General features: G+C 56.3%; 19 protein-coding genes. 8 read left to right on the forward strand and 11 right to left on the reverse strand.

Annotation, left to right across the window (positions count from 1 at the left end; translation table 11 throughout):
• Window positions 1–51: 51 nt before the first annotated feature.
• The 6 genes from murC to SRBAKS_RS08110 all read left to right on the forward strand — a co-directional run bounded on the left by murC (window position 52) and on the right by SRBAKS_RS08110 (window position 7683).
• A complete protein-coding gene (murC, locus tag SRBAKS_RS08085; protein ID WP_430709113.1) occupies window positions 52–1467 on the forward strand; it encodes a UDP-N-acetylmuramate--L-alanine ligase in 1416 nt (471 codons plus the stop codon).
• A 9-nt stretch (window positions 1468–1476) separates the two neighbouring features.
• Window positions 1477–2358, forward strand: coding sequence for a UDP-N-acetylmuramate dehydrogenase (murB, locus tag SRBAKS_RS08090; RefSeq protein ID WP_229595944.1), 882 nt, complete (start codon window positions 1477–1479; stop codon window positions 2356–2358).
• The gene (locus SRBAKS_RS08095; protein WP_229595947.1) at window positions 2355–3248 is read left to right on the forward strand and encodes a cell division protein FtsQ/DivIB; all 894 of its coding nucleotides are present in this window, start codon (window positions 2355–2357) and stop codon (window positions 3246–3248) included. The genes murB and SRBAKS_RS08095 overlap by 4 nt, the downstream gene beginning before the upstream one ends.
• Window positions 3249–3289: 41 nt before the next feature.
• A complete protein-coding gene (gene ftsA, locus SRBAKS_RS08100) occupies window positions 3290–4525 on the forward strand; it encodes a cell division protein FtsA (protein WP_229595949.1) in 1236 nt (411 codons plus the stop codon).
• Between the two features lie 62 nt (window positions 4526–4587).
• Complete coding sequence (gene ftsZ / locus SRBAKS_RS08105) at window positions 4588–5844, forward strand: cell division protein FtsZ (protein WP_229595954.1); 1257 nt, start codon at window positions 4588–4590, stop codon at window positions 5842–5844.
• 207 nt (window positions 5845–6051) lie between these two features.
• A complete protein-coding gene (locus SRBAKS_RS08110) occupies window positions 6052–7683 on the forward strand; it encodes a radical SAM protein (RefSeq protein WP_229595976.1) in 1632 nt (543 codons plus the stop codon).
• Here SRBAKS_RS08110 and SRBAKS_RS08115 read toward each other — a convergent pair.
• Window positions 7680–8573 (reverse strand): transporter substrate-binding domain-containing protein, encoded by an 894-nt coding sequence (locus SRBAKS_RS08115; RefSeq protein ID WP_229595978.1) that lies wholly within the window; start codon window positions 8571–8573, stop codon window positions 7680–7682. The two genes, SRBAKS_RS08110 and SRBAKS_RS08115, sit on opposite strands and share 4 nt — an antisense overlap.
• 324 nt (window positions 8574–8897) lie before the next feature.
• On the opposite strand from SRBAKS_RS08115, the gene SRBAKS_RS08120 reads away from it, so the two are divergent.
• On the forward strand, window positions 8898–10250 hold the full coding sequence (locus tag SRBAKS_RS08120) for an APC family permease (RefSeq protein ID WP_229595980.1): 1353 nt from the start codon (window positions 8898–8900) through the stop codon (window positions 10248–10250).
• Window positions 10251–10384: 134 nt separating this feature from the next.
• Here SRBAKS_RS08120 and glyA read toward each other — a convergent pair whose 3' ends face one another.
• The 8 genes from glyA to SRBAKS_RS08160 all read right to left on the reverse strand — a co-directional run bounded on the left by glyA (window position 10385) and on the right by SRBAKS_RS08160 (window position 17181).
• A complete protein-coding gene (gene glyA, locus SRBAKS_RS08125; RefSeq protein ID WP_229595991.1) occupies window positions 10385–11623 on the reverse strand; it encodes a serine hydroxymethyltransferase in 1239 nt (412 codons plus the stop codon).
• A 196-nt stretch (window positions 11624–11819) separates the two neighbouring features.
• On the reverse strand, window positions 11820–13058 hold the full coding sequence (fabF, locus tag SRBAKS_RS08130; protein WP_229596003.1) for a beta-ketoacyl-ACP synthase II: 1239 nt from the start codon (window positions 13056–13058) through the stop codon (window positions 11820–11822).
• Between the two features lie 94 nt (window positions 13059–13152).
• On the reverse strand, window positions 13153–13386 hold the full coding sequence (locus tag SRBAKS_RS08135; protein ID WP_229596009.1) for an acyl carrier protein: 234 nt from the start codon (window positions 13384–13386) through the stop codon (window positions 13153–13155).
• Window positions 13387–13418: 32 nt separating this feature from the next.
• Entirely contained in the window at window positions 13419–14162 is a 744-nt protein-coding gene (gene fabG, locus SRBAKS_RS08140) for a 3-oxoacyl-[acyl-carrier-protein] reductase (protein WP_229596011.1), read from the reverse strand.
• 139 nt (window positions 14163–14301) lie between these two features.
• Complete coding sequence (locus tag SRBAKS_RS08145; protein WP_229596020.1) at window positions 14302–15288, reverse strand: beta-ketoacyl-ACP synthase III; 987 nt, start codon at window positions 15286–15288, stop codon at window positions 14302–14304.
• An 81-nt stretch (window positions 15289–15369) separates the two neighbouring features.
• The gene (plsX, locus tag SRBAKS_RS08150) at window positions 15370–16419 is read right to left on the reverse strand and encodes a phosphate acyltransferase PlsX (RefSeq protein WP_229596030.1); all 1050 of its coding nucleotides are present in this window, start codon (window positions 16417–16419) and stop codon (window positions 15370–15372) included.
• Window positions 16412–16591, reverse strand: coding sequence for a 50S ribosomal protein L32 (gene rpmF, locus SRBAKS_RS08155; protein ID WP_229596032.1), 180 nt, complete (start codon window positions 16589–16591; stop codon window positions 16412–16414). The genes plsX and rpmF overlap by 8 nt, the downstream gene beginning before the upstream one ends.
• A 71-nt stretch (window positions 16592–16662) precedes the next feature.
• Entirely contained in the window at window positions 16663–17181 is a 519-nt protein-coding gene (locus tag SRBAKS_RS08160) for a YceD family protein (RefSeq protein WP_229596034.1), read from the reverse strand.
• A gap of 209 nt (window positions 17182–17390) precedes the next feature.
• On the opposite strand from SRBAKS_RS08160, the gene rpmB reads away from it, so the two are divergent.
• Window positions 17391–17603: a 50S ribosomal protein L28 gene (rpmB, locus tag SRBAKS_RS08165; protein ID WP_229596036.1), complete on the forward strand. Its 213-nt coding sequence runs from the start codon at window positions 17391–17393 to the stop codon at window positions 17601–17603.
• Between the two features lie 1620 nt (window positions 17604–19223).
• Here the strand turns inward: rpmB and lepB are convergent.
• Together lepB and lepA are read right to left on the reverse strand one after the other, a co-directional pair.
• Window positions 19224–19844, reverse strand: coding sequence for a signal peptidase I (gene lepB, locus SRBAKS_RS08170; RefSeq protein WP_229596038.1), 621 nt, complete (start codon window positions 19842–19844; stop codon window positions 19224–19226).
• A 28-nt stretch (window positions 19845–19872) separates the two neighbouring features.
• On the reverse strand, window positions 19873–21678 hold the full coding sequence (gene lepA, locus SRBAKS_RS08175; protein WP_229596049.1) for a translation elongation factor 4: 1806 nt from the start codon (window positions 21676–21678) through the stop codon (window positions 19873–19875).
• Between the last annotated feature and the right edge of the window lie 60 nt (window positions 21679–21738).

Raw genomic sequence — 21738 nt, forward strand, 5'->3', positions numbered from 1 at the left:
GCAGCAGCACAAGGACCGTATCTCACCGTTGGCGGCGAGGCATGTCCCGCAATGCGGGCACGGGTAAACAACATCCACATGGTGGGTATAGGCGGCTCCGGCATGAACGGTATCGCCGAGGTGCTCATCAACATGGGCTTCTACATCACAGGCTCGGACCTGTCCGCGTCTGCCGCAGTGCGGCGACTGGAAAAACTGGGAGCCAATGTTTTCATCGGTCACGGCGCAGACAACGTGGGCCGGGCGGATGTGCTCATCAAATCCACAGCGATCCCGGACAAGAACCCGGAGCTGGTGGAAGCCCGCGAACGCGGTATTCCCATCATCCCTCGCGCCGAAATGCTGGCCGAACTCATGCGCCTGCGCACCGGCATCGCGGTTGCCGGAACCCATGGCAAGACCACCACGACGTCGCTCATGGCAACGATTTTCACTGAAGCGGGGCTGGACCCCACCGTCATCATCGGCGGCAAGCTCAACACATACGGCGCCAACGCGCGGCTGGGCGAAGGGGATTACCTCATTGCCGAAGCCGACGAATCCGACGGCTCGTTCCTGCGCCTGTCGCCCATCATCACCGTGGTCACCAACGTGGACAAGGACCACATGGATTTCTACGACAATCAGGACGCCATTGATCTCTCCTTCATCCGGTTCATGAACTCCATTCCCTTCTACGGCATGAACGTGGTCTGCGGCGATGACGAAGGTGTCAAGCGCCTCCTGCCGCTCATCAAACGCCCGTGCATGACCTACGGCCTTGAGAAGCACAACAAGCTCCGCGGCGAAATCATCTCGTCCCATCTCCGCACCCTGTTCAAGGTCTATCTGGAAGAAGAGGAATGGGGCGAAGTCACCGTGGCCCAGCCCGGCACGCACAACGTGCTGAACGCCCTGGCCTGCATAGGCGTGGCGCTGGAAGCCGGACTGGAAAAAAAGGATATCATCAACGGACTGGGCAACTTCGGTGGCGTGGGACGCCGCTTCGAACGCAAGGGCGAACGCAAGGGTGTCATGGTCGTGGACGACTACGGCCACCATCCTGCCGAAATCGTGGCCAACCTCAAGACCGCCCGAGAGTGCTACCCGGACAGACGTCTGGTGGTGGCCTTCCAGCCACACCGTTTCTCCCGGACACAGGCCCTGTTCGGGGAATTCTGTCAGGCATTCACGGACGCCGATCTGCTCCTGCTCACGGAAATCTATCCGGCCAGCGAGTCACCCATTCCGGGCGTCTCCGGCCTCTCGCTGGCGCAGGGCATCAAGCAGGTATCCGAGACCAAAGTACAATTTTACCCGGACTTCGATGCCTTGGAAAAACGACTCAAGGACACACTGAAACCCGGCGACCTCTTCATCACCCAGGGAGCCGGCTCCATATGGCAGATCGGTGAACGTTGGCTTGAACAGGAAGAAGACCAGGACACACAGACACCTGAACCCGCGATGGAAGAAAACGAGGAATAAAGGTCTATCATGAGTCTCGAATTTATCACCAATCCGTCCCTTTCGGAACGCACCTCCCTCAAACTCGGCGGCAACGCTGAAGTTGAAGTGATCGTGCGTGAGAAACAGGATCTTGACGAACTCGGTGATTTTCTCATGACCGAAACCCTGCGTCCGTTTGTCATCGGCGAAGGGACCAACCTGCTCGCCCCGGACGGCCAGCTTGATCTGGCGCTCATTCGCGTGGCGACCCCTCCCGGTCCCCAGCGGGTGGAGAAAATCAACGACGCCCTCATCGTCCGCTGCGGCGCGAGTCAGCGCCTGTCGGGCCTGTTGGGCTGGGCGCAGATGGCCGGCCTCTCGGGTCTGGAAGGCCTCACCGGCATCCCCGGCTCCGTGGGCGGTTCCGTGGCCATGAACGCCGGTTCATACGGCACCGAGATGAGCAACCTCGTGACGCGCATACGCCTCTGGTCCCCGGGCCAGGGTCTTATCTGGCTCGACCACGACCAATGCGATTTCGGCTACCGCCATTTCGCGCCCAAACAGGGGATAGGCAAATGCCTGGTCTGGCAGGTTGAGCTCAAGCTGACCGAATCCAACCCCAAGGCCGTACGCAAGGCCATGCAGGACAATTACAACAAGAAAAAGGCCACCCAGCCGGTAACGGCGCGGTCTGCCGGATGCGTGTTCAAAAACCCTGAAGGCCAGTCCGCCGGCATTCTGCTGGATCAGGCAGGCATGAAGGGCGTGCGCCTCGGCGGCGTGGGATTTTCCGACATACACGCCAACTTTCTGGTCAACCTTGACAACGGCACCAGCGCAGACGCGCTCGTCCTTATCGAACAGGGTCGGGAAGCGGTCAAAGAGAAATTCGACATCACCCTCGACACGGAGGTCATCATACTGTGAGCACCTTGACCATGGATAAACAAAGCCGCTTGTCGCTCGGCAACAAAAAGAAAAAACGCGCCAACAGCTTCAAGCGTACCAAGAAGACCACGCTGTCCAGCTACAAACGGAAATCGCCGCGCAGCCTGACCGGAATAGGACAGATCATCGTGCGGACCATCATGACGCTGCTGCTGCTTTCCTTTGTTGCGGCGCTCAGTGTCGGCATGCTCTACGGCTATCGCTATATCACGTCGAATCCCTATTTCAATCTCACCGAGATTCACGTTTCCGGCAACACCCGCCTTTCCTACAGCGATGTATTGAGCAACGCGGATGTGGCCCTGGGCCTCAACAGCATAGACATGAACGTGGGAGAAGTGGAAAGCCGGTTGTCAACCAACCCGTGGATACAGTCCGTGACCGTACGCCGGGAGCTGCCCAACAGGTTGCGCATCGGCATTGTGGAAAAGGTCCCGGCCTTCTGGATTCGTCAGGGAGACGGTCTCTATTTCGCCGATGCCAACGGCAAGGTTATCGCCCCCATGCATCCTGGCGAGATAGCCTCTCTGCCCGTACTGAGTGTGGCTGACAACCTGAACGACAGCCAGCAGGTACTGACCGGCATCCTGCAGAAAATGGCCAAAAAGCAGACGCCGTTCACCCAGAATCAGGCCGCATGGATCAAGCTCACCAGCGCCCACGAACTGGAAATATATCTGGACGGCCACGCCGGTGGCCAGGGGCTGACCGTCAAGCTCTCCATGGACCGCTGGGAAGTGCAGCTTGAACGGCTCAAAGTGGTCTGGCGCGACCTCATGCGTAGAAACGAATTTGACAAGGCAAGCATCATCGCGGCCAGCGGTGACAAGATATGGATAAAGAGGCGTCCGGTTCCTGCAAAGGGCTAGTCGCATCAAGATATTACTCAGGGAACAACAGAGGAGACACTATGGCTAGAAATGATTTAATCGTGGGACTCGACGTAGGCACCACAAAAATTTGCACCGTTGTGGGCGAGGCCAGTGAAAACGGCGTCGACATCATCGGTATCGGCACGTCCCCTTCGACCGGCCTGCGACGCGGCGTGGTCGTGAACATCGAGAAGACGGTCCAGTGCATCAAGAAATCACTGGAAGACGCGGAACTCATGGCCGGTTGTGACATCCGCACCGTCTATGCAGGCATCGCCGGTTCCCACATTCAGGGCTTCAACTCACACGGCGTCATCGCGGTCAAGGGCGGCGAAGTCACCCAGCGCGACGTGGACCGTGTCATCGAGGCAGCCAAGGCCATTGCCATCCCCATGGACCGGGAAGTGCTGCACACCCTGCCCCAGGAATTTATTGTGGATGACCAGCGCGGCATCGTCGACCCGCTGGGCATGGCCGGGGTTCGCCTGGAAGTGAAAGTCCACATCGTAACCGGCGCGGTCACGTCCGCACAGAATATCATCCGCTCCTGCAACCGCTCCGGGCTTGATGTCTCCAACATCGTGCTCGAATCGCTGGCCAGCAGCAAAGCCGTTCTCTCGCCCGAGGAGCGGGAAATCGGTGTGGCTCTGGTTGATATCGGCGGCGGCACAACGGATATCGCGGTCTTTTCCAAGGACTCCATCAAGCACACATCCGTACTGGCTCTCGGCGGTCACAACCTGACCAACGACATTGCCTACGGTTTGCGTACCCCCATGATGTCCGCCGAAAAGATCAAGATGGACTACGGCTGCGCCATGGCCGATCTCGTCACCAGTGAGGAGATCATCGAGGTCCCCAGTGTGGGTGGCCGCGAATCCCGCAAGATGAGCAAACGGGTGCTGGCGGAAATCTGCGAGCCTCGTTGTGAGGAAATCCTGGCCCTGGTGGATCAGGAGCTCATCAAGTCCGGTTTCAAGAACATGATCGCGGCAGGCGTTGTGCTCACCGGTGGTACGGTCATGATTGACGGCATGCAGGAGCTGGCCGAGCAGATTTTCGATCTGCCTGTCCGCATCGGCATTCCCGAAGAAGGCATCGGCGGACTGGCCGCAGAGGTCAGAAGCCCCAAATACGCAACCGCTGTCGGCCTGCTGCTCCACGGAGCTGAGGAAGAAGGCCTGCAGCACGTTCGTCCCTTCAAAATCCGCGACGATTCCGGCTTCGACCGCATCGTCACGCGCATGAAGAAGTGGTTCACGGACATCGCCTAGGAATGAGTTTCGAGGATACAGGGAAACCAATAAACAGGGAAAAAACTGAGGAGAAAGACACAATGGAATACTTTGAAATCGAACATGAAAATAACGCCAAGATCAAGGTCGTAGGCTGCGGTGGTGGCGGCGGTAATGCTGTCAACAACATGATCCAATCCGCGCTCAAGGGCGTAAAGTTCATCGTTGCAAATACGGATAACCAGGACATCCACAAGTCCCTGGCCGAACACAAGATCCAGATCGGCGAGAAGCTGACCAAGGGGCTGGGCGCAGGCGCCAACCCTGAGATCGGCCGCTCTGCCGCCATGGAATCCGTGGACCAGATTCGCGAGGCACTCGAAGGTGCGGACATGGTCTTCATCACCGCCGGCATGGGCGGCGGCACCGGCACCGGTTCCGCTCCTGTCGTGGCCGAGGTTGCCAAGGAAATGGGCGCACTCACCGTCGGCGTTGTCACCAAACCTTTCTACTTTGAAGGCAAGCGTCGTTTGCAGCAGGCTGACGAAGGCGCCCGCGCGCTCGGCGAAGTGGTCGACTCCATGATCACCATCCCCAACGACCGTCTTCTCCAGTTGGCCGCAAAAAAGGCCTCCTTCTCCGACATGCTCAAAAAGGCCGACGAAGTGCTCTACTACGCGGTCAAGGGTATTGCCGACCTGATCACGGTCCACGGCCTGATCAACCTTGACTTCGCAGACGTCAAGGCCGCCATGTCCAGCTCCGGCATGGCCCTCATGGGCACCGGCATCGCCTCGGGCGAGTCCCGCGCCAAGGAAGCCGCCATGAAGGCGATCACCTCCCCGCTGCTGGAGGACGTCTCCATCGAGGGAGCCAAGGGCGTGCTCATCAACATCACCTGCGGCCCGGACATGCTCATCGACGAGGTCTCCGAAGCCGCTGACATCATTTACAAGGAAGCGCACGACGACGCCGAGATCTTCTTCGGTACCGTGTTCGACCCCGACGCTGGCGACGAGATGCGCATCACCGTCATCGCCACCGGCATTGAGAACTCCGTGGAAGAGGCCGAGCCGGTCCTGAGCAAGGCGGAACAGCAGAAGATGCTGCTGCTCAAACGCCCCCAGGGCATGTCTGCACCGCAGGCACAGCCCAAACGCGCAGGGCACCAGCAAGTCATCAACACCGACCGCAACATTCCGGCATACCTGCGCAAGCAGGGCGGCGAACTGAACACGACCGAGACTCCGGCCATGCAGCGCAGCCAGCGCGCCGTTGCCGGTCCGGGCGAAGACGACTTCATCTTTGATGAAGGCGACCTCGAAGTCCCGGCGTTCATTCGCAGAAATGTCGACTAGTTCACGAGATGAAGCGCGAGACTGAATCAGCTTCATCCCTGATCCGTGGAGACGAGACATGACCGGCACGCAGCCGCTTCATATCTCCGACAAGCATGACGTGCGTCCGACGCACGCCAGAAACTGACCTGAATAAAGAGAGTCATGCATTGAAAATAGAGCGCGTAAGAGGATGCTGCCATCGGTAAGCGAACCCTGTATCATGGCGTGTCGGAGCCAACAGCTCCCGACTTCGGTGGACGGTTGCCTGTGGCACTGACCGTCCCCGGAGGTGACAAGGCCGCCATATCCGCCCTTGGTTGGCAAGCCGTCTTTCGGACGCTTACCGAGGAACCCGGCCTGGCCGTTGAACGTGTCTTCCCGGACAAGCTGGGATTAACCGATGGCACCGACCCTAGAACGCGCGAATCAAATAGCCCATTATCCTCATTCCCTGTAATCGCCTGGAGCATCACGTTCGAGGAGGACTTCCTCAGCCTTCCTCGAACGCTCCAGGCAGCGGGCGTTCCGCTACTTGCGGCGGAACGCCCTTCTCTTCCCCTTGTCATGGTAGGCGGCCCTATCGCCTTTCTGAACCCGGCTCCCATCGCGCCCTTTGTGGACATGTTCTGGGTTGGCGAGGCGGACGACAATTTTCTCCGGCTGTTCGAAACCCTGAAGCAGCTCGTCTTTGACGGCAAAGACAAGGAAACAATCCTCGACGCCATCAAGGACATGCCCGGCGTCTATGTCCCGGGCCGCTCGAAAACACCTGTCAAACGGGTGGTCTCCGGCAGAACCGGCCCACTCAACGACCCCGCATTTTCCTGCTTCATTTCCGGGCGCGCCGCCTTTCGCGACACCCTGCTCCTCGAAGTCAACCGCGGCTGTCCCTATGGTTGCCGATTCTGCGCTGCCGGGTATATCTATCGCCCTCCCCGCCACGCAAAACTGGATGAACTCAAACGCATCGTCGAAATCGCTGACCCGCCCAAGGTGGGGCTGGTCGGCACCGCCCTCACGGACTGGCCCGAGCTGCTCCCCTTCCTCAAATGGCTGCATGGCAAAAAAAAGAAATTTTCGCTGTCCTCCATGCGCGCAGACGGGATCACCGAAGAGCTGCTGGTCTATCTGCGCGAACGCGGCATTCGCACCGTGACCCTCGCCCTTGAAGGAGCCAGCGAGCGACTCCGACGCATGATGAGCAAGAAGCTGGACCCCAAGGATTTCCTGAACGCGGTCAGGCTCTGTGCCCGCTACGGCGTCAACCACCTCAAGCTCTACCTCATTGCGGGCTGGCCCGGCGAAACAGATGAAGACTATGAGGAACTGACTGAATTTCTGGCCGAAATCGTGCGCATCCGCAGCAAAGAACCCGGCGGCAAGAAGAAACAATTCATGCGCATCACCATCGGGATCAGCTCGCTGGTGCCCAAGCCGTTCACTCCCTTTCAGTGGGCACCCATGATGGACGAACGATCCCTGACCGCGCGCATGAAGCAGCTCACCAACATGGTCAAGCCGTACAAGGGCGTGACCCTGCAACATGATTCCCCGTTTCAGGCCCGGCTCCAGGGGTTGCTGGCACGAGGCGGCGAAGAGTTGGCCGAGTTCATTCTGTTGGCAGCGGAACATGGCGGCTGGAAAAAGGCACTCAAACGATGGGACGGCGACCCGGCAGCGTTTCTTGACCACGAACGCGGCGAAGACGAAGTCTTTCCGTGGGAAGTGGTGGACATTGGCGTCAAACGCGATTTTCTCTGGAAGGAATGGCTCAAGGCCAAAGAAGCGCAAGTCACCCCCGGCTGCCCGGGCATCGAGTGCAGTAAATGCCGCAAATGCGGCATGGAAAACGTCTAATTTTTATCCGACAGTGTGCGCCGCTTTTTTCTGGAACGGCCCGTGGTCAGGAGCAGGACTATCAGGCCTCCCACCAGGCTCGCTCCACCCAACACAACATGGCCCTGCCACCACCCTGTCTGTATTTCCTGATCAATGAACCACTTGTTGACAATGGCTCGTCGTTCACTCGCGGATACCCGCGCCATTCCCAGCTTGACCAACTCCATCAGGTCGGTCCGTTCCTTCTGCACTCCACCCAACAGATCGCCGACATACACTGTTTCGCAGATATTAAACGCGTTTTCGACACCAAGGTCCCGACCGATCAGTACGACTGCTGACATGTCATCAATCGCCGCCTGTATGGTTCCGGCATCAAGCGCCTTGAGCAGGCTTGTACTGCATGAAAACGGGGTCACTTCTCCGGCAACAGAATAATTCCGTGCGTAGTCAATATCGACGGTCCCGGTAACGCCTCCCCAACGGAGAGAGGGCAGGTCTGATTCGCAGGAGACACCACTCCGTACCACTATGACACTCGACCCCTGATATACAGGGCCGGTGAAAGCGAATATCTTGGCGCGTTCATCCGTAGCGTACAGCCCGCAGTGGAGATCACATTCTCCATTGATGACCAGCCTGAGTGAATCGTTCCACTCAGCCAGCTTGAAGCTGACAGGAACACCGGTTTTCTCTGACCATTTTTCCCAATAATCAACGAGGAAGCCAGCCGGACGCCCGTCACTTCCTTTAAATGAGTAAGGTCTCCAGTTTGCAGTAGCCGCAATGGTGATGCCTGTTTCCGTGTAATCCGCACCAGCGAAGACGTACTCTGCCAACAGCAGAATTACGAAGAAACTCGCTCCTATTGCACAGAAGAAACGACAGCAGGATCCAGGCATATGCATACTTCTTGTTTTCACCATCACGGTTGCCAGCGCACAGAGGAATATCTGTTAACAAATATTTTATCACATGACTACATATCATTCGTACAACAACACCATTTTTGTTCAATTATTTCCATAAACAAACCAAGAGGTTACACGTTGGGAAAAAAACACTGGACTTTTTTGTATCCGGCACCCTAACAATCCAAGCGCACTCCCCTGGCGGACTGCACTGTCTCGTCATTCTTCTCTTTAATATGGCTGCCGCTCCCACCTGCTACTCTGGGCCTGACGGCGTGCCGCACTACAGACCACGCCTCTGTAAAGGATTGATACATATTCATGGAAAACCTGCAAAAAAAGTACGGATTCTGGACCGCGACCGCCATGGTCATCGGTATCACCATCGGTTCGGGCGTATTCTTCAAGGCCGACAACGTGCTCAAGGCCTCGGGTGGAAGCCTGCCAACCGCCCTGACAGCCTGGCTCATCGGTGCCGCGATCATGATCGTCACAGCCTATGTTTTTTCACTGATAGCCACGCGCATCGAACGCGTGAACGGCGTGGTCGATTATTTCGAGCAGGCCTATGGTCCCAAGGCCGGCTATATGGTCGCCTGGTTCATGACCTTTATCTACCTGACCACCCTTGTCGCGGTGCTGGCCTGGGTCTCGGCAAACTACACCGTCGGGCTGCTCGGCCTGGAAAGCGGCGTCTGGCCCATCGCGTTCATCTACATGACCGGTTTGTTTCTGCTCAACTACTTCTCCCCGATTCTGGCGGGCAAATGGCAGGTCACATCAACAGTGATCAAGCTTATCCCGCTGGCCCTTGTGGCGGTCGTCGGCTCCATTGCAGGACTGAAAAGCGGCATGACCATACAGAACTTCACACAGACGGCGCAGACCGTAGCCACGGAAGGCGGAGGACTGGCCGTAGCCACACTGGCGACAGCCTTTGCCTATGAGGGCTGGATTATCGCCACGGTCATCAACGCGGAACTGAAAGACGCCAAACGGACGCTGCCCAAGGCGCTGGTGACCGGCACAATGGCGATCGCAGTCATCTACATGCTGTACTATCTCGGCATTTCGGGCGTCCTGACCAACGAAGACGTCATCAAGGCCGGGGATGCCGCCCCGGTCCAGGTTATCTCCCTGATCTTCAACAACCTGGGCGGCACGCTGTTGACGCTGTTTGTCATCATCTCCTGCCTCGGCACCCTCAACGGCCTGATCATGGGTTCGGCTCGCGGCATGTACTCCATCGCCTCACGCGGCATGGGCCCCCGACCGGAAATATTCAGCAAGGTCAATCCGCGAACCAACGCCACAACCAACTCCGCGCTGATCGGCTATGTGATCTCCTGCATCTGGCTGGTGGTCTGGTACGGCAACTTCCACGGTTGGTGGGGGCAATTCATGGATATCTCGGAGCTGCCCATAGCATTCCTCTATGTCATATACATCTCCATCTACTTCTGGGTCATGAAGACCTTTACGGACCTGTCTCCGGTCAATCGTTTCCTGTGCCCTTTTCTAGCCGGTTGCGGCTCCCTCTACATCATATGGGGCGCAGTCCAGAAAGACATGTTCATCCATTTTCTGCTCATTTCGGCTCTTATTCTGGCCGCCGGACGGGCACTGATGAATAACTCGAAACGAGAACTCACACAGGACCATTCACCAAACTGATCCGGCCCTGAAATGGAGCCGCACTCTTTTACCTCTCCCTCCTCGGAGGAGGAGCATTCTCTGTACGGCTGACATAAGAAAAGGCCCGCGCCAGCTTGAGCTGACGCGGGCCTTCATATGTACTCTATAGTGCGCTACCAGGCGAAGATCGGGAATTCGCGGGCGAACTCTTCGACTTCTTCGGAGATAGCCTTGAGTGTCTTGTCATCGTTCATGTTGTTGAGTGCGGCGACAATGGCTTCTGCGACCACGATCATGTCTTCTTCGATCATGCCTCGGGTAGTCAGCGCCGGAGTGCCGAGACGCACGCCAGAGGTCTGGAACGGGGACTTGGTCTCGAACGGGATGGTGTTCTTGTTGGCAGTGATGCCGGCCTTGTCCAGAGCGATCTGGGCGTCCTTGCCGGTGTAGTCCTTGTCAGACAGATCCATGAGCATCATGTGGTTGTCGGTGCCACCGGACACGAGCTTGTACCCAGCCTCGATCAGGGAAGTGGACAGCACCTTGGCGTTCTTGACGACCTGCTGCTGGTACTCGACGAAGCCGGGCGACAGCGCTTCGCCAAAGGCCACGGCCTTGGAGGCGATGACGTGCATGAGCGGTCCGCCCTGAATGCCGGGGAAGATGTTGGAGTTCAGCTCCTGGCCCAGATCCTCGGAAGCGAGGATCATGCCGCCACGAGGACCGCGCAGAGTCTTGTGCGTGGTGGTCGTGGTGTAGTGGGCGTGCTCGATGCAGGACGGATGCTCACCAGCGGCGATGAGACCGGCGATGTGCGCCATGTCGACCATGAGCTTGGCACCGACTTCATCGGCAATGGCGCGGAAGCGGGCAAAGTCGATGACACGCGGATAGGCGGAAGCGCCGGCAATGATCATGGTCGGCTTGTGCTCTTTGGCAAGGGCTTCAACTTCATCGTAATCGATGGTCTGGGTTTCCTTGGACACACCATAGTGGACCATGTTGAACAACTTGCCGGAGAAGTTCACCGGGGAGCCGTGGGTCAGGTGCCCACCGTGGGAAAGGTCCATGCCGAGCACGGTGTCACCGGGCTGGCAGGCGGCGAAATAGACAGCCATGTTTGCCTGGGATCCGGAGTGCGGCTGCACGTTGGCATAGGCAGCGCCAAACAGTTCCATGGCGCGATCACGGGCGAGGTCTTCGACCACATCCACATGTTCGCAGCCACCGTACCACCGTTTGCCGGGGTACCCTTCCGCGTACTTGTGGGTCATGACCGACCCCTGTGCCTGGCGCACGGCCGTGGACACGAAATTTTCACTGGCGATCAGTTCCAGTTTGGAGACCTGACGGTCTACTTCTTCAATAATAGCCTTGGCTACATCCGGGTCTTGGATAAGCAGTTCTTCCATGGTGATATCCTCATGGTAAAAAGGTGGATTCGAATGGCTTCCCAGCCCCTACAGGCACCCAGCGGGTTGTAACGTGCCCGACAGAAATCAACTTTTTCATCGATCCCGGCCAGGTACTTCCACCGATACGTGTGGGGTGGAGATCCGTCCATATATCAAAAAAGGGAGACCGTTCGGCCTCCCTTGTTAACGCTACTTAACCGGAGAACCGCTTGAACAGGACACAGGCATTGGTTCCGCCGAAGCCGAATGAGTTGCTGAGCGCATATTCGGCCTGCTTTTCTCGCGGCCCGTCTGCGCACACATCCAGGTCACATTCCGGGTCCGGGTTATCCCGGTTGACCGTGCCGGGGATCACACCCTCGGATAGAGTCTTGACCGCGAACACGGATTCAACACCACCCGCTGCGCCGAGCAGATGCCCGATCTGGGATTTGTTGGCGCAGATGTCGATGTTGTAGGCATGGTCGCCAAAGACCTTCTTGATGGCCCGCGTCTCACACAAATCATTGAGATAGGTGGAAGTACCGTGAGCATTGATGTGATCAACCGCACTCGGGTCGATCTTCGCTTCGCGCAGGGCAGCCATCATGGCGTAGGCCATGCCGGAGCCGTCCTCGGGCGGAGCAGTCATGTGATAGGCATCTCCGGACGCACCGTAACCGACCACTTCGGCCAGGATTTCGGCACCACGCGCCTTGGCGTGTTCCAGAGATTCCAGGAGCAGGAGACCACACCCCTCACCCATGATGAACCCGGTGCGGTCCTTGTCAAATGGGCGGGACGCGAGTTCCGGCTCATCGTTGCGCACGGACAACGCCTTCATGGCATTGAACCCGGCAACCGCAAGTTTGGAAATAGTGGACTCCGCACCGCCACAAATCATGGCGTCCACGCGGCCCATGGCAATATCGGTATAGGCCGTGCCTACGCCGTGCGTACCAGAGGCACAAGCCGTGGTTGTGCAAACGTTCGGCCCCATGGCACCCGCTTCAATGGACACCTGACCGGCAGCCATGTTGGCGATGAGAATGGGTATGAAGAACGGAGAAATACGACTGGGGCCTTTTTTCAGCAGCTTGGTATGGCAGTCCTCAATGGTCTGCAGGCCACCAAGTCCGACGCCGATAACGGTGCCGACCCTGTCGCGTTCGGATTCGGGAATAGTCCATCCGGCTTGATCAAAGAGCATCCTGGTCGCGGCCACTGCATACTGAGTGAACGTTTCCATGCGACGCGCTTCTTTCTTGCCGATGTAGACGGTGGGATCAAAATCCTTGACCTCACCGGCAATCTTCGTCTGAAAGTCCGTGGTGTCGAACTTGGTAATGTGTCCTATGCCGGACTTTCCGGCCAGGAGGTTCTGCCAGCTGGTTTCCACGTCATTTCCAAGAGGAGTGACTGCGGCTACGCTGGTAACAACGACCCTGTTCATAATACCTGCCGTGTCTTGATGTAATGAAAAAGGAGCGTCTTACACCCAACAATGCATAAGACGCTCACATATATACTTTTTCAAAAAAGTCGAACTAAACAGCCTTCTCGATGTGAGAGATGGCATCGCCGACTTTGAGAATTTTCTGCGCCTGTTCATCGTCGATTTCCAGGTCGAACTCTTCTTCCATGGCCATGATCAGTTCGGTCAGGTCCAAGGAATCTGCGCCCAGATCTTCAACAAATGCTGCGCCTTCAACGACTTCGTCTTCGGATACACCCAGCTGATCGACAATAATTGCTTTAACTTGTGCTGCTACGTCGGACATGATTTCCTCCACTATCAAATTGTTTTCTTGACTTACATGTACATGCCGCCGTTCACTCCCAGAACCTGGCCGGTAATATACCCGGCTCCGGGTCCAGCCAGGAAGGAGACAGCGGCTGCGATATCCTCGGACTGCCCGAGGGATTTTAACGGAATTTGTGCGAGCATGGCTTCAACGACTTTTTCAGACAGTTCGTCGGTCATGTCGGTTTCAATGAAGCCGGGTGCCACGGCATTGACCGTGATCCCGCGTCCGGCCAGTTCTCGGGCGGCTGACTTGGTCAGACCGATGAGACCGGCCTTGGCCGAACAATAGTTGGCCTGGCCTGCGTTCCCCATCTGTCCGACAATGGACGTGATGTTGATGATACGGCCGGAACGCTGCCTGCCCATGATCTTGGAAGCTTCCTTGAGGAAGGTGAAACAGCCGGTCAGGTTGATGGAAATGACCTTGTCCCAGTCGTCGTCCTTCATGCGCATCATCAGGCCGTCACGGGTGATCCCCGCGTTGTTGACGAGAACATCCAGGGAAACCTTGCCCTTGATCTCTTCCTTGAAGAAGGTGGCCACGGCTGCACGGTCACCGGAATCAAGCTGAAAGGCCCTGGCTTTACCGCCCGCACCCTGAATGGTTTTCACCACTTCCTCGGCAGCCTCGGGACGGCTGACGTAGGTCAGGCAAATTTCAAAACCATCTGCTGCCAATGTCTCGGCAATGGTGCGACCGATGCCACGGGAACCGCCCGTGACCAGTGCGACTTTTGAAAGATCGCTCATGGAGTAACCTCGTTGTATTCTCGTTGATCAGGGTCCAATATACCAATTGGTCCCGGACTGCAAATTCATGGATGCATTGTCACCAAAAAATCTATTCCCCATCTGCCCGAAAAAAGCAAACAAACAAACGTTTTAATATCTAGAACTGAATGAGGGCCGAACCCCAGGTAAACCCGCCGCCGAAAGTGGGGATGAGCACAAGGTCGCCCTTGTTGACAAACCCTGTTTCCAGCGCTTCTGACAAGGCCACCGGGACCGATGCCGCAGAGGTGTTTCCGTAGCGGGCTATGTTGGTGAAAATTCGTTCTTCAGGAATATCGAAACGGCGACCAACCGCGTCGATGATACGAAGATTTGCCTGATGCGGAATGAGTACATTGACGTCGGCCTTGGTGAGACCGTTACGCTCAAGGATGCTCTCGCACATGTCGGTCATGTTGCGCACGGCGTGCTTGAACACTTCACGCCCTTTGAACTCGACAAAATATTCAGGACCGATCGCTTCACCCAGCTTGTAGGAATATGCGGACCCGCCACCGTTGACCGTGAGCAGGTCGCCCAGTGAACCATCGGCAGCCAGCATGACGTCAACAACATGAGGACCGTCGGCGGTATCGCCAGAGGTCATCACGGTCGCACCCGCAGCATCGCCGAAAAGCACACAGGTAGCCCGGTCTTCCCAGTTCATGCGCCGGGAAACGACCTCACTGGTAACCACCAGGATCTTGGAATCCGGCTCCAGGCACAGGTAACCGCGGGCAGACTGCAAGGCATACAGGTACCCGGAACAGGCAGCCTGTACATCAAGACACATCTGCCCCTTGATGCCGAGTTTTTCCTGAATGCGACACGCTGTTGAAGGAATCATTGAGTCAGGAGTGAATGTACCACAGATGATATGGGTGAGTTCTTCAGGCTTGATGCCTGCCTGAGCCAGCGCTTTTTGAGCTGCTTCATACCCCATGTCAGAGGTACACTCGTCATCAGCGGCAATATGCCGTTCCTTGATACCTGTTCGAGAGGTAATCCACTCGTCCGAAGTATCGACAATTTTTTCGAGATCGGCATTGGTCAAGACCTTTTCAGGCGCATAGTGACCGAAACCGCGGAGGATGAAATTCATCATGGGTGGGTGTGTATGCCAATGGGCTGGTGTGGTCAAGCCGTGCACGAATTTGCACAACCTGGGTTTATGAACGGAAAGAGTCTACGCTGCTGATTTTGTGTCCTTGTTTGTCAGCCCTTTATGAGCGGCCAGACCTTCAGCCAGATGTGCAGTCGCGTTATTTCGATAGGAGGTTGCAGCCATGCGGATGCAGTTGGTCACGGCCAGCTCATTGGATTTGCCATGCGTTACAATGACAATATCCTTGAGTCCCAGCAATGGCGCCCCGCCGTATTCGGCGTAATCCGTCACTTTCTTGAACCGCTTGAACGCGCGGATGGAAAGCAACGTGCCCAATTTGGAAATCCAGCTCGATTTCAGCTCTTCCTTGAGAATGCGACCAAGTGACGTGGCCAATCCTTCGGACAATTTGAGAGCCACATTGCCCACAAACCCGTCACAGACGACGATATCCACTTCACCAGTAAAGATATCGCGGCCTTCGACGTTGCCGATAAAACGAAGCTGGGAGGCCTTGAGCAGGTCAAACGCATCGCGCACGGTAGCGTTGCCCTTACCCTCTTCCTCGCCGATGGACAAAATGCCCACGGACGGGTCCTTGACGCCCAGAACATACCGGGCAAGGACGTCGGCCATGAGGCCGAACTGAAAGAGATGCTGGGGCTTGGAGTCCACATTGGCGCCCACGTCAATGAGCACCACGGGATTCTTCTCCGTGGGCAAAATGCCAGCCAGCGCCGGACGCTGCACGCCACGGATACGGCCAATGGTGAACATGCCACAGGCAACGGTTGCGCCGGAGTTACCCGCCGAAACCACGCCATGGGCTTCACCCTGCTTTACCATGCGGCAAGCAACCTGGATGGACGAATCCTTCTTGCGCCTCAGTGCGTCCGCCGGCTTGTCATCCATCTCCACAACCTGTGAAGCGTGGACGACCTGGATATCCAGTCCGTCGGCATCGCACTTGGCAAGTTCCGCGTTGACACGCTCTTCGTCACCGACAAGGGCAATAGCAATCCCCTCGCGTGCGGCATCAACCGCAGCGGGAACAACCACACTGGGGCCGAAATCGCCCCCCATAGCATCCACGGCAATGCGTGGAGCCGAAGTTGTGTCGATGCTATGCATCGTCGCTGCTGACTACCTGGCGTCCCTTGTAGGAACCACAGACGGCACAAGCGCGATGAGGAAGATTGGGCTCACCGCATTCGCAGTAAACGATATTGGGAACTGCCACATGATCGTGGGAACGACGCATACCCTTACGGGACCGGGAAGTCTTTTTCTTGGGGACTGCCATGATGTATACCTCTTATTATTAAAGTCGTTAATTCAACCCGCCGGATGATCAAGTCACCCAGGCAAGGGGCGTTACTTTATCTTCAAGTTGCGGAAAACCGCAAGCCTTTCGTCGCCCTCTTCCTGCTCACATTCGCATTTTTGCGTATTAAGGTCCTTGCCGCACCCCGCGCAAATCCCCTTGCATCCCTCGGAACACAACGGTTTGAACGGCAATGTCAATGCAAATTCCTCCCACAGGATGGCACCTATATTCAGCTGAAGCTGCCCGTTCTCCTCACGGATACGGGGCTCTTCGTCGTCGCCCTCTTCAGGAAGCTGCTCATAGGTGTCAAAGGTGACATCGATATCATATTCAAACAGACCGGTACACCGATCACACGCCATGGACACGCTCCCTTTCAGGGAACCCTGCACAAGCGCACCATTGTCAGACTGGGGCAGAATGGTATATTCCGCAACCAGATCTTTTGCAGGACGAAGCTTCAGCTTGAACTCGTTCCACCCCTTCTTCCAGAAAGCCTGGTCGTCAAAGGTGAAGGCGCGTCCTTCTGTAGCAATATCACTGATCGGTAACCATAATTCAAACATAATATTCTCCCGTGCCAGGGGGCATGCCCCTTGCGGCAACCGAAGCTTCCTATATGGGAACAATTTCATCTGTCAAGGAAAAAAACTCTTGCCATTTGCATGAAGGCTCGGTAATGAATCACTCCCGCTGCCTGGGGAAGCTACCAATCACAGGCAACAAGCAATAAAGAAAGTTTAACAATTTCATTTGAATACATTAGGAGGTCGCAATGTCTCAGGTTTGCGATATTTGTGGAAAGGGCCCTCAGAGCGGCAACAATGTCAGCCACTCCCACATCAAGACCAAGCGTCGTTTCATGCCCAACCTGCAGAAGGTGCGCCATCAGCTCGAATCCGGTCAGGTTGTCAGCATCAAGGCCTGCACCCGCTGCATCCGTAACGGTGCTGTTACCAAGCCCGTTGCGCAGAAAAAAGCAGACTAAGTCCGCTTAGACATTTCAGCTACAAAAGCTATGCTGCCATCGACCATATGTCGGTGGCAGCTTTTTTGCGTCATGAGAACAGGGCACCCCGTCCCGCTCCGCACACGCTCTTCCTCCCTTCTGCCGCCCGAAGTACTGTCCCTCTTTATATGGTATACAACCGCTTTTTTTTGACGACAGCCTCAGACTGCACACATTTTCCCCGCCACCACAGATTCTGTGCAGATTTCGTGCAAATCATTTCATGAGCATTATGCAAACCTATGCACAATTGCACATGTTTAAATTCGTCAAAAAAAGTCAACACACCGGAATCATTACAAAATACTTCTGGCACGGTCTATGCTCTATCTTCAATCAACAGCGTGGAGATAGAGAATGGATATCGTCGGCACAGTTGGGAATTGGTGCATCGGCACAGGTTCTTTCCATGGCGGCGGACATGGAGTCTGGCAAATTTAGATGCCATTTCAATTCGGCGGCATATTCCAACCGCTCATCATCAGGCTGATTATATATTTTACGGTACGCATGTTCCGAAAAAACCGCCACTGTCACGGGAGCGGAGTCACCAGCCGATATCCTCCGGCGTCGATACGCAGCCGGAGCGATTGACAAAAAACCTACCGGCCGCATGAAAAGCGAGATTCATGAGGCCACAAAAGTAGGAACGCTCCCCTCCAGAACAGCCCCCGCCCGAGTCCCGGCGGGGGCTGTCTTATTTTGTATTCCTTTTATTGAGAGGGCGGATTCGCTTTGCGAATCCGTAATTCATTGGTGCGTTGCCCTATGGGGCACCTACCGCGAGAGGTCTTTCCCAATTCAATGAAACTGTTTTTTACGATGTGCGCGCTACGCGGTGAGAATGCTATCCCAAATTATTCATACGTTTTTCGCCTTTACGGCGACCTGCTTTTTGCGAAGCGGCAAAAAGGAGGCAAAAAGCGCTTTGTTGTCTGTGAGCGAGGAAGCGCACCCAAGAGCCTGTAGGCGACTTCACTGCCCGACAGGATGTCTATGATGATCAGACTCGGTCGGGCTGCGCTGCGTCGCCCGCGACAGGCTCTAAGGTTCGCTTCCGATTGCCCGTCGTTAAGGGAGATGCTCTTTTGATGTGGACGGCGTGGATTTCAGGCTGTCGGCAACTTAGTGGGCATCCTTTGATCTCGCCTGCAATCAGCTCAGATCGCCCTAGCTTAGCCCTGTTTGCAAGGCCTAGAAGCTGACAACGAAAGGACGGCGGCTCCGGTCAGGCAATACGAATGCAGCCACTCGCCCCGGCAAGTCACGGAAAGGGAGGTCCTCTACTTTTCCCGGCATGGAGCCGTCCCGAGTTGATCAGCTTCTCGCCGACAAACCTCGGGCGGGTACGCTAGTGCAAGGAGCTTTTTGCGTCTCTTTTTGCTCCTCAAAAAGAGACCGCCGCCCGCGAAGGGCATGGAAGGCCTTTGGGGCGCATGCCCCAAAAAACTGGCTCTCGCTCCAAAGGAGCGTGCCTTTCATTCTTCAAAACACAAGCATGAACTTACAACCATCGACTACCAACTGAACAGCATTGAAAATCGCATAAAAAAAAGCCGCTCATAAGAGCGGCTTTTTCATCTATCACAAAGAGATGGTCTAGTTGAACGTGGTTCCGATGCGTCCAAGACGAATATCCGTCAACGACCCCCAGGACCAGTAAATGACCAGAGCCTTGCCCACGATCTTCGAACGCTTGACCGTGCCCCAGAAACGGGAATCATGGGAACCTTCGCGGTTGTCGCCCATGCAGAAGTATTCGCCCTCGGGAATCTTGACCGGACCGAAATCGTCGCGCACCGGGCGTCTGTCCGCCTTGGTGTGACGGGTATACGGTTCCTCAATGGGCTGGCCGTTGATGTAGACCACCTTATTACGGATTTCCAGGGTCTCGCCGGGCAGACCGATGACGCGTTTGATGAAGTCAACGCTCTCATCATTGGGGTACTTGAACACGATAATATCGCCGCGTTCGGGATCGCCGACCTTGGCCAGCACCTTGCCGTCAGTGGTGTCGAGCCAGATGGTGGATGGCAGACGCACGTCATAGGCAAACTTGGTCACCAGCAGGTGATCGCCGATCTGGAGGGTCTCCAGCATGGAGCCGGAGGGAATCTTGAAGGCCTGGACGATAAAGGCACGAATGATAAAGGCGAGTATCAATGCGACCACGACTGCCTCAACAGTGTCGCGGAAGGATTTCATGGAACTATGAGTCATTAGGATGTCCTAGAGTATATGCAGGCGATTAGTCTTCGTCGGCTTTGAGTACAGACAGGAAAGCTTCCTGCGGAATTTCAACGTTGCCCATGCGGCGCATACGTTTCTTACCCTCTTTCTGCTTTTCCAACAATTTACGTTTACGCGTGATATCGCCGCCGTAACATTTGGCGGTGACGTCCTTGCGGAACGGCGCATTGCGTTCCTTTGCCACAATCTTGTTGCCGATGGCGGCCTGAATGACCACCTCGAACATCTGACGTGGGATGCTTCGCTTGAGCTTGAGCGCCAGTGAGCGGCCTATGCGGGCGGCGTTCTCGCGATGCACGATGCAGGAGAATGCGTCCACAGGGTCGCCGTTGATCAGGATATCAAGGCGGACAAGATCAGCTTCGCGGTAGTCGATGACTTCGTAATCAAGGCTCGCATACCCCTTGGTGGAGGACTTGAGCTTGTCGAAGAAGTCATACATGACCTCGGCAAACGGAATCTCATAGGTGATGACCACCCGTTTCTCGGTCAGGTAGGCCATGTCCTTCTGAATGCCGCGTTTCTCCTCGCACAAGGCGAGCACCGCGCCGACGAATTCATTGGGAACATGCACTTCCAGCCGCACGAACGGCTCACGGATGCTGCCGATATTTGACGGGTCCGGCAACTTGCTCGGATTGTCGATGGTCAGGATCTCGCCCTTGATATCCGACACCTCATAGATGACGGACGGGGCCGTGGTGATGAGCTTGGCCTCAAACTCACGCTCCAGCCGCTCCTGAATGATCTCGATGTGCAGCAGGCCGAGAAAACCGCAACGGAAGCCGAAGCCCAAAGCCTGAGACGTTTCCGGCTCGTAGCTGAATGCCGCGTCGTTGAGCTGGAGTTTTTCCAGCGCGGCCTTGAGGGTTTCGTATTCCGACGGCTCCACGGGATAGAGACCCGAGAAGACCATGGGCTTGACCGGCTTGAAGCCGGGATACGGCTCTGTGACCGGGTTCGCGGCCAGAGTGATGGTGTCACCCACGGGCGCATCGCCCAGTTCCTTCATGGACGCACACAGAAATCCGACCTCGCCCGGCCCCATGGCCTTGATATCCACGGCCTCGGGCATGAACGCACCCACGCGGGTGACTTCGAATTCCTTGCCCGTGGAGAATATCTTGATGCGATTGCCCTTCTTGAGCGTACCGTCAAGAATGCGGAACAGCACCACAACGCCCTGATACGAGTCGTACCAGGAATCGAAGATCAGCGCTTTGAGCGGTGCATCCGGGTCGCCCTCGGGCGGCGGCAGCAGATTGATGACCGCGTCGAGGACTTCCTGCACGTTCTTGCCGGTCTTGGCCGAAACCATGATCGGGTTGGAGCAGTCCAGGCCAATGACCTCTTCGATCTCTCTGGAGATCATGTCCGGGTCGGCGCTGGGCAGGTCGATCTTGTTCAGGACAGGCACGACCTCAAGGTCGTTATCCATGGCCAGATAGACGTTTGCCAACGTCTGGGCCTCGACACCCTGGGTGGAGTCAACCACCAGCAGCGCGCCCTCGCAGGCGGACAGCGACCGCGAAACTTCATAGCTGAAGTCCACATGGCCGGGTGTATCAATGAGGTTCAAAATATATTTCTGGCCGTCGGTATCGGTGTATGGAATGCGCACGGTCTGCGCCTTGATGGTGATACCGCGCTCCCGCTCCAGATCCATTTTATCCAGATACTGTTCTTTTCTCTCACGATCGCCGACCATGCCGGTGATTTCGAGAATGCGGTCCGCCAACGTCGACTTGCCGTGGTCGATGTGGGCGATGATGCTGAAATTGCGTATTTTATCGATCTTGCTCATATTTTCTTTTTGCTAGCGGCTATTACAGCCGGACACAGGATAAGACCCCCGCAATCGGGC

Origin of the sequence: Pseudodesulfovibrio sediminis (assembly GCF_020886695.1) — a bacterium.
GTDB classification, from domain to species: domain Bacteria; phylum Desulfobacterota; class Desulfovibrionia; order Desulfovibrionales; family Desulfovibrionaceae; genus Pseudodesulfovibrio; species Pseudodesulfovibrio sediminis.